The 7,727-nt window shown below is 38.1% G+C and carries 13 protein-coding genes; all 13 read left to right on the top strand.

The window, feature by feature from the left end; genetic code table 11:
* Positions 1-162 precede the first annotated feature (162 nt).
* Complete coding sequence (locus DCC39_RS10435; RefSeq protein WP_116554839.1) at positions 163-399, top strand: hypothetical protein; 237 nt, start codon at positions 163-165, stop codon at positions 397-399.
* Complete coding sequence (locus tag DCC39_RS10430) at positions 389-598, top strand: hypothetical protein (RefSeq protein ID WP_116554838.1); 210 nt, start codon at positions 389-391, stop codon at positions 596-598. The genes DCC39_RS10435 and DCC39_RS10430 overlap by 11 nt, the downstream gene beginning before the upstream one ends.
* Positions 599-652: 54 nt before the next feature.
* Positions 653-901 carry a hypothetical protein gene (locus DCC39_RS10425; protein WP_116554837.1) on the top strand — a complete coding sequence of 83 codons (249 nt, stop codon included), beginning with the start codon at positions 653-655 and terminating at the stop codon, positions 899-901.
* Between the two features lie 565 nt (positions 902-1,466).
* Positions 1,467-2,432 carry a hypothetical protein gene (locus DCC39_RS10420; protein ID WP_116554836.1) on the top strand — a complete coding sequence of 322 codons (966 nt, stop codon included), beginning with the start codon at positions 1,467-1,469 and terminating at the stop codon, positions 2,430-2,432.
* A gap of 115 nt (positions 2,433-2,547) precedes the next feature.
* The gene (locus tag DCC39_RS10415; protein ID WP_116554835.1) at positions 2,548-2,766 is read left to right on the top strand and encodes a hypothetical protein; all 219 of its coding nucleotides are present in this window, start codon (positions 2,548-2,550) and stop codon (positions 2,764-2,766) included.
* A gap of 48 nt (positions 2,767-2,814) precedes the next feature.
* Positions 2,815-4,191 (top strand): DEAD/DEAH box helicase, encoded by a 1,377-nt coding sequence (locus DCC39_RS10410; protein ID WP_338066550.1) that lies wholly within the window; start codon positions 2,815-2,817, stop codon positions 4,189-4,191.
* 67 nt (positions 4,192-4,258) lie between these two features.
* On the top strand, positions 4,259-4,546 hold the full coding sequence (locus DCC39_RS10405; protein ID WP_116554833.1) for a hypothetical protein: 288 nt from the start codon (positions 4,259-4,261) through the stop codon (positions 4,544-4,546).
* Positions 4,473-5,450 carry a RecB family exonuclease gene (locus tag DCC39_RS10400; protein WP_116554832.1) on the top strand — a complete coding sequence of 326 codons (978 nt, stop codon included), beginning with the start codon at positions 4,473-4,475 and terminating at the stop codon, positions 5,448-5,450. Before DCC39_RS10405 ends, DCC39_RS10400 begins: the two co-directional genes overlap by 74 nt.
* 158 nt (positions 5,451-5,608) lie before the next feature.
* Positions 5,609-5,968 (top strand): hypothetical protein, encoded by a 360-nt coding sequence (locus tag DCC39_RS10395; protein ID WP_116554831.1) that lies wholly within the window; start codon positions 5,609-5,611, stop codon positions 5,966-5,968.
* On the top strand, positions 5,961-6,710 hold the full coding sequence (locus DCC39_RS10390; protein ID WP_116554830.1) for an ATP-binding protein: 750 nt from the start codon (positions 5,961-5,963) through the stop codon (positions 6,708-6,710). The genes DCC39_RS10395 and DCC39_RS10390 overlap by 8 nt, the downstream gene beginning before the upstream one ends.
* 19 nt (positions 6,711-6,729) lie before the next feature.
* Positions 6,730-6,969 (top strand): helix-turn-helix domain-containing protein, encoded by a 240-nt coding sequence (locus tag DCC39_RS10385; protein WP_116554829.1) that lies wholly within the window; start codon positions 6,730-6,732, stop codon positions 6,967-6,969.
* Positions 6,970-7,001: 32 nt separating this feature from the next.
* Positions 7,002-7,187: a hypothetical protein gene (locus tag DCC39_RS10380; RefSeq protein ID WP_116554828.1), complete on the top strand. Its 186-nt coding sequence runs from the start codon at positions 7,002-7,004 to the stop codon at positions 7,185-7,187.
* Positions 7,188-7,189: 2 nt separating this feature from the next.
* Positions 7,190-7,663 (top strand): DUF669 domain-containing protein, encoded by a 474-nt coding sequence (locus DCC39_RS10375; RefSeq protein WP_116554827.1) that lies wholly within the window; start codon positions 7,190-7,192, stop codon positions 7,661-7,663.
* Positions 7,664-7,727: the final 64 nt, after the last annotated feature.

Raw genomic sequence — 7,727 nt, 5'->3', positions numbered from 1 at the left:
CTGGCCAGTAACAAAGGCTTTCAGCCGTAGAGCAAACCACCCGTTCACACGGGTGGTTTTGATTAAGTTTAGAAGACGGTTTAGTCTTTTTTGAAGATAGTGAAGGCAGAGTGTGGATAGTACTAGAAGAATTAATAGCAAGAATAATGAAGGAGGATAAAAGTGATTGATGAAATCATGTTAGTGACTTACGCACCTTATGAAAATTGGTTTGATTATATGGAAACAACGCCTTTACTCACATTCCCTGTAAAAATGGATTGGCTGTCTGATTTTCTGGAGAAGAACTACGAAACTACAATTGATGAATTTTTGCGTGAATACAACTATGACGATTCAGAATTTATTTTGAGAAACTGGATCGCCCATTTAGAAACGAGGGATAAAAATGAGCAATAATGTCGTTACTCAATTACGTTGGACAGAGGAAGACGTTTACGCTTACTTGGAATTTAAAGGCTTCAAAACGAATAAAGAAAACCTTCAAAAGCTACTGGATAACGGACTAGGGAAAGCGTTAGACTTTGTCTTATTAGAATCAGGGTGGGATGTGATTATGCAAGTCATAGACGAGACTGAAAATTTAGAACCGAACTAGAAAATACTGGAATCAGTTGCTATACTGGAGGAAAAAGAGTAGGAGGTTATATTAATGCCTACAGGAGGATGGGCAACTGATTCCGGATTACTAGATCGTTTTAGTGGATATGTATCACATTGGTCATTGTTAGAGACAATGTTTTTGGCTATGTTAATTATAGGATTTTTTATTATAGCGAATATTTATATGAAGCTGGAAAGGGAAAGGGCAGAAAATGGCAACCTAAGACGGAAAATCCGTTGGCTGGAGGAAGAAATTGATGAACTTAAAGAAGAACGGCTGGAGAAGAAAGGCAGCTGAGGAGTGAAATTAATACACGTTAATACACATTAATACAGTATTAATACACCTGAAAACGTTGATATGACGCGGTTTAATACACTTTTACAATCTCTTGTATGAAAGATTTGAAGAGGTATAGGAAAATAAATTTTAATTACTTTAATACAGGTATTGGAATATTCTGAAANAAAAAAAAAAAAAAAAAAAAAAAAAAAAAAAAAAAAAAAAAAAAAAAAAAAAAAAAAAAAAAAAAAATGGAGTTTTCCAATCCCGGCAATATTCATAAATTAACTTGACATTTGACAACTTAGCGTATAATATAAGAATTGGATAAGTGTGCTTGCGCCTCTTCTATTTATAATATAGTAAGAGGCATTATTATATAATATAATTATCAGAAAATTCTAAATTAAAATTAAAAATTTTTTAGAGGGGTTGCTGAATCTTTAATACAATAGGCTTGAAAAGTGTATTAATCCGCGTCCTTATGCGGTTTGTAGGTGTATTAATACTGTATTAATTGCGTATTAATGGTGTATTAATTATAATACTCAATAGACTATTCGAAAGGTGGATTGTTAAATTGAAATGCAAAATATGTAATAACGCCCTTGTTGTTCCCAGCTACAGGCAGCTGTTTCCTTACTTCAACTTTCCAGCACATTCTTCTGAAGAGTGGGAGATATGTAGGCAAGGGCTTCTACATGAAAATCTAAGGCCTGTTTACGGTTTTCTCCAGCAAGCGGTAAACATGACAGCGAAGTTAGAAGGAAAATATTTTGACTTAAAGAACTTTCTAAATGACAGCGGCAAAAACTTTGAACTTCTTCTCCAGATCGACAGGCTAGGGGAAATGGTAAACGAGACATTTCCGAAAGCTGATATAAAAGTAACCGATCATTTTGTTCCAGCAGAAATTCAACTGGACAGGTACACATACCAGAAGCTAGTTGCCTACGAACTGGAAAGGGAAACACGGACACCTATATTTTTAAAGAATACGTCAAAGGAGATTTTGAACCGAATGCAGACAGGCGACTTTGCATTAAACAGTCCGTTCTACTATGGAACGATCCCTTATAGCCGGGCCAGCCAATCTATCCGTGTTCCAGCCGAACTTGTTAAGGCCGTACGTTATCCGTTTATCCACAAGGAACGATCAGTCGAAAGAATCTTTATGGAATTTGCCGAACGGATAAATATTTCTGAAAGAAATGAAGACATCGCCTACTTAATTTTAAAGAAGGATATTCGGCCAAGCAATATAAGAAGGAGGGTAATGGGTGAGACAGCTTCATATGTAGTGAACTTTGCACAGCTTCCAGGACTTCCAGGAGACAAGCGAGCAGCCATTCATAAATCGTTACAGAGCGTTGATTCTTCAGCCATAAAGCAATTAGCCTGGGAAGTGGAGAAAACGCCGCTAACAAGCACTAGGGTTGATTATGAAGACAAAAAAGCGATTGATCGCTTATCAAAAGAACTTAACCTTCCGGCCTACAAAGTGGTAACTGCTTTACTTTTATACGCTAACTATGTGAAGGCTTGACAACTATAATGACTATAGTATAGAGTATTCATAACAAATGTAAAAAGATGCTAATCAGTCGCACGGCGTAAAATAATGAAGAATAGACACAAAATGCGAAGTAAGGAAGGTAAAAATGATGGAAGAGTATATTGAGCAAATGATTAAAGATGGTTACCATTCAAAAAATGATTTTGAACCTATAAAGTGTGTACATTGTCAAAGTACAGACCTTGAGGATACTGACTTCATTGTCGAAGAGTTAGGTACTCATGTAACAACAGAGTACAGAAAGGTCTGTAAAAAATGTGGAAAAGAAGTTGGATATTGGTCTTATGGTAATTGGCAACTTTAATTCACAGTTCAATTTTTAAACATGATTTATCCAAAAATGTAGAAGTTAATTGAAGGTCAAAGGAGTGAATGGACTATAATTAATTTATACCCATACCAACAGCAAGACTTAGACTTTTTTTCAGGCTGGGGAAGATCCGCTAACTTCTCCGAACCTGGAGTAGGAAAAACGCCCGTTGGCGTGAGACTTATCCACAGGTTAGAGGGGATCCCCTGCCTTATCGTCTGCCCGAATGTGGTACGCTATCACTGGGAAGACGAAATCAAGCGATTCTGGAAAGGAGAGCCGCCAAACATCGTTCAGTACCAAGGAAGTGCAAATGAAAGGAGGGAGATAAGTCAGCCCGATGTTTTGATCGTCAACTACGAACTATTCAGGCTGGATTTTGAACACTATTTCTCGAAATTTGAATATAAAATGACGTTGTTCGATGAGGCCCACCGTTTGAAAAACAGAAAAGCAAAAGTAACAAAATGCGCTTATAAATTAAAAACAAAATACATTCACCTAATCACTGGAACGCCGATCACGAACCAATTTGACGACATATGGAGCTACCTTCGGCTTCTCTTCCCAGAACAATTTGGCAGCTACTGGAAATTCATCAACCGTTACGGTAACCTAGCGAACAATGGCTTTGGAACTGAAATCATCGGGGTACGCCAAGATCGTTTACCACAACTTACAAAAACAATCCAACAATTTTCCATAAGAAGGCGAAAGAAAGACGTACTGCCTGACCTTCCAGATAAAACCTATCAAACTATCTATGTAGACCTTACGCCTAAACAGCGTAAAGCCTATGAAGAAATGAAAAAGTTTATGGTTGCTTCGCTGGGGAAAGAAGAAATCGAAGTGCCTAACATCGTCTCCCAGCTTATGCGGCTTAGGCAGATTACACTAACGCCTAAATTAGCAGGTTTTGAGTCTGATGAATCCTCCAAACTACCTGCTTTATTGGAACTGCTTCAGGAAAGAAAGCTTGCCGGGAAGAAAACTGTTGTCATGTCCGAATTTAAACAATGGATTGACATTTTGGAAAATAAATTAAATACCCACAACATATCCACAGTGAGAATCACTGGAGCAGAAGACCATTTTGAGCAGCGTCGATCACAGCAAACATTCCAAAACGGCAAGGCCGATGTCGCCTTATGCACAATACGAGCTGCTGGGCTGGGTATAGACTTAACAGCTTCTGATATGATCATTTTTACAGACATTGCCTGGAATGATACAGACAATAAACAGGCCGAGGATCGAATACACCGAGCCACACAAAAGGGGAACGCTCAAATTGTAAGGTTGTTCGCAAAAGATACATTAGACCACGTTATTTTAAACCGAACCATTCTAAAAGCGATTACAGCAGGACAAATCTTGTCTGAAGATATTCAGCACCTAGAGCAATTGCTTTCAGCATAAAAATGTATTATAATAATTGAACCAAGGAACATATGTTCGAAAAATACAACATAAAGGGGAATGTCAATTGAAAATCTCAAAGCAACTGCTCCTAAAAAAGATTGATAAAGCAAAGGAAAATTATTCAGAACTAGATAATGTTGCGTACTCAAATGTCCTGCATAAAGTCATCGACTTGCTTGATAATTCAAACCCAACGGAGTGGGTAGCTATTGGGGAAACGATCATGATGGAGGGGGCTTATCAAATGATCGCACAAACAGAAGGGAGGAAAATACCTTATGACACAACGAACATTGGAATTAATAGAGAAGACAAGTTATTCACAGCAAAGAACACTCCTTCGGTGTCCTAAAAAATACGAATACCATTATGTAAAGAAAATAAGACCGAAAAAAGATGACGACAAATTCCTGTTCGGTCGGGCTGTTCACCAATTTTTAGAAACGTATTATGAAGCACAAAAAGAATCAAAATATTCAAAAGATGAAGCATTTAAGATCGCACATCAAGCGTTTCAAACTTACGTCCAACATCACTTTCCAGATAATGACGAAGCGCACGAACAAGCGAATCTTGCTGAAGCAGTTATTAAACATTACCACCAGTGGGCGAGGGAAAACGATAATTTCCTCATACTGGGAGTAGAAGTTCCTTTTGAACTTGTCATAGGTAAAACAAAATTTATCGGCTATTTTGACGCTATTATTGAAATCAGCGGGAAATATTGGATTATGGAACACAAAACAGCGAATCAAACAAAAACAGAACACACAATCAGGGATAAGCAAATCAGTGTTTACGTATGGGCGGCTAGAGAACTTGGAATCCCAGTAGAAGGAGTTATTTATAACACCATAAAGAAAGCGGTTCCAGAAAAACCGAAAGTGCTTAAAAGCGGCAAATTGTCGCAAGCATTGAACCAAAACGTTACATTTAATTCATACATGGAAGCGATTAAAGAACTCGGCCACGATCCAAGTGGTTATCAAGAAATTTTAAGCAAACTGGAAGAGAAGGAAAACACCTTCTTTTCCAGGGAATTCGTTACAAGAACAGATGAAGCAGTCGAAGCGGCGAAACGAGACATTCATCAAACCGAAGCACTAAAATCAGCATTAGTTGAATTAAACATTTTCCCGCGCAACGACACAAGAGATTGCGCATGGGACTGTCCGTTTAACGACTTATGCTTGGCTGAACTTGAAGGGAGGGATACAAACGCCCTGTTGTTAGAAAAATATAAAATTGCTGAATAAATATATTGACTACTCAATAGTGTATAGCATATAATAAGATATGAGTGATGGGAAACAAATGTTAACGTCACTCAACCCCTCATTCTAGCGAGCCTTTTCAATCAGGAAAGGGCTTGTTAGTTTCTATAAATAATAAAAACCAAAAAGGAGACAAGAAATTGCCAAAAGTTTATATAGCAAATTTAGGAGGACATGATTTCTCAGATGCTCAACGTTTTGGGGAACTTACCTTTCTTACGACTCACGGATTCAGCGCAAAAGAACTGGACAGAATTGCGTTCGAACTATCCCTTAAACTGGAAAACTACGATCCCGAACAAGACTTCTTCCTTCCCGTTGGGCAAGACATCGTAAATTTAACCGCTTTTTGGATACTAAGTCAGAAAACCGATGAAATTAGCACCCTATATTGGGATTTTAGAAGCAAGCGGTACGTGGAGCATGTGTACAACCCAAACTTATACAGCCAAATCGTAAATAACTTAAATATGAGAAAGGAGATCATAAATAATGAATAATGAACTAAAGAGTATTTTAGAGAGGATCAATAATCAACCTGAACGTGCAGAAGCCTTAAAAATCCTCATTTACGGACCTTCAGGAGTCGGAAAAACTACCTTTTATGACGGAATCAAAGACGCATTAATTCTTGACGTTGAAGACGGTACGACATCTTTACAGAAAAAAGCAGAAATGAGGAAAAACGGCACACGTATTTTCCAACTGGAATCTTGGGAAGACTTGCAAGGAATTTTTCAGCTTATTCAGCAAGGCGAACTTTCCTTTACGAATATCGTCCTAGATTCAGTCACTGAAATTCAAGAGCTTTGTAAAGATCACGTTCTTGCAACACAAGACAGACGCAGAGTAAGTCCTGAAACTCCGTCACAACAAGATTACGGCGTGATTAGCGAGCGAATGAGAAGAATGCTACGCAACTTCCGCTCACTCGATTCGAACATCATTTATATTGCGAGAGAACGCTATTTGAAAGATGAATCGACTGGAGAAGAAAGAGTGCGCCCCGATGTTTCAGGAAAACTGCAAGACGACCTTCCAGGGGCGATGGATATTGTAGGCTATATGGTATCCAAAGGAGGAGATCGAAAAATTGGCTTTGACCTTGAAGGGAAGTGGCTTGCCAAAGACCGCACAAACCGACTAGAAAAATTAATGGAAGATCCGACATGGGACAAAATGGAAAAGGTTTTTCCTGAACTTATCACACTGGAGAAAAAGAAAGAAGATTTAGCTGTATAAAAGGAGGATAAGAAACGATATGTTAAATATCGAACAACTGGCAGACAAACTTCAAGTATCCACAAGAACCATTTATTCATGGGTAGAAAAGCGTATCATCCCTCATTATAAAATAGGGCAAGGGATTCGCTTTGACAGGCAAGAAATTGAAGAATGGATCAAATCAAAGAAAGTCCCTACCAAAGATGGATCAGTCGAAACACTTGAATCATTGGAAGAAGAAAGTGTTTCGACTGACGAAGGAAGTGGTGTCCATTAACGTAGACAAAGCATGAGCGAGGAGGCAGTATTATGTTACATGTTGGTCTGAAAAGCGGCGAAAAATTAGAAGCTCCGCCACTTGATAAAGAAATACTCAGATTTTCCAGTTACTTGTATGATTCTTTCTTTTCTACAGAAGACGAGGCTTTTATTTTATTAAATGGATTAATCGTAAGAAAAAATTCAATTGAATATATTCATATAAAGGAGAGGTAAAGATGGCAGTTATTAAAATGAATTTAGACGAAATTAATGAAGGTTTTACACCAATCCCAGAAGGCGAATATGAAGCGTATGTTTTTGAAGTAAAAAGGAAAACGTTCAACTCAGGAAACGAAGGATTTTCCATAACATACAACATTGCGGAAGAACCTTACAAAAAACGAAAAATCTTCGACAACTTAGTGATCACAGAAGCAGCATTTTGGAAGCTAGGCCAGTTCTACAAAGCTGTTACCGGGTATTCTGGAGAAGTAGAAATCAACACGAACGAGTTTCCAAGTTTTGTAGGGAAGCGAGTACGTTTGAGTATTGCAGTAGAAGAACAGACGTACCAAGGAGAAACAAAAGAGCGTAACGTTGTTAAAAATGTTAGCTTTATCGGAGGCTCCGTCCCAATTGGAGTAGACTTAATGGACTCGCTTGCAGATCGTGAAGGGGCTGCCATTAGTGACGCAAGCACCCCTTTTTAACAGTTTTTATATTGACTACTCAATTGAATAGATGTAGGCTGAGAATAAAGCGTCTCAGCCTTCT

The organism is Pueribacillus theae (assembly GCF_003097615.1).
In the GTDB taxonomy this organism is placed as follows: Bacteria; Bacillota; Bacilli; order Bacillales; family UBA6769; genus Pueribacillus; species Pueribacillus theae.
This window is presented reverse-complemented; position numbering and strand designations above follow the sequence as displayed.

What these genes read in the sequence shown, in the direction of transcription:
- DCC39_RS10385 (WP_116554829.1), top strand. Translation starts at nt 6,730, where the DNA reads ATGTTAAATATCGAACAACTGGCAGACAAACTTCAAGTATCCACAAGA.
- DCC39_RS10375 (WP_116554827.1), top strand. Translation starts at nt 7,190, where the DNA reads ATGGCAGTTATTAAAATGAATTTAGACGAAATTAATGAAGGTTTTACA.
- DCC39_RS10425 (WP_116554837.1), top strand. Translation starts at nt 653, where the DNA reads ATGCCTACAGGAGGATGGGCAACTGATTCCGGATTACTAGATCGTTTT.
- DCC39_RS10415 (WP_116554835.1), top strand. Translation starts at nt 2,548, where the DNA reads ATGATGGAAGAGTATATTGAGCAAATGATTAAAGATGGTTACCATTCA.
- DCC39_RS10430 (WP_116554838.1), top strand. Translation starts at nt 389, where the DNA reads ATGAGCAATAATGTCGTTACTCAATTACGTTGGACAGAGGAAGACGTT.
- DCC39_RS10390 (WP_116554830.1), top strand. Translation starts at nt 5,961, where the DNA reads ATGAATAATGAACTAAAGAGTATTTTAGAGAGGATCAATAATCAACCT.
- DCC39_RS10380 (WP_116554828.1), top strand. Translation starts at nt 7,002, where the DNA reads ATGTTACATGTTGGTCTGAAAAGCGGCGAAAAATTAGAAGCTCCGCCA.
- DCC39_RS10400 (WP_116554832.1), top strand. Translation starts at nt 4,473, where the DNA reads ATGACACAACGAACATTGGAATTAATAGAGAAGACAAGTTATTCACAG.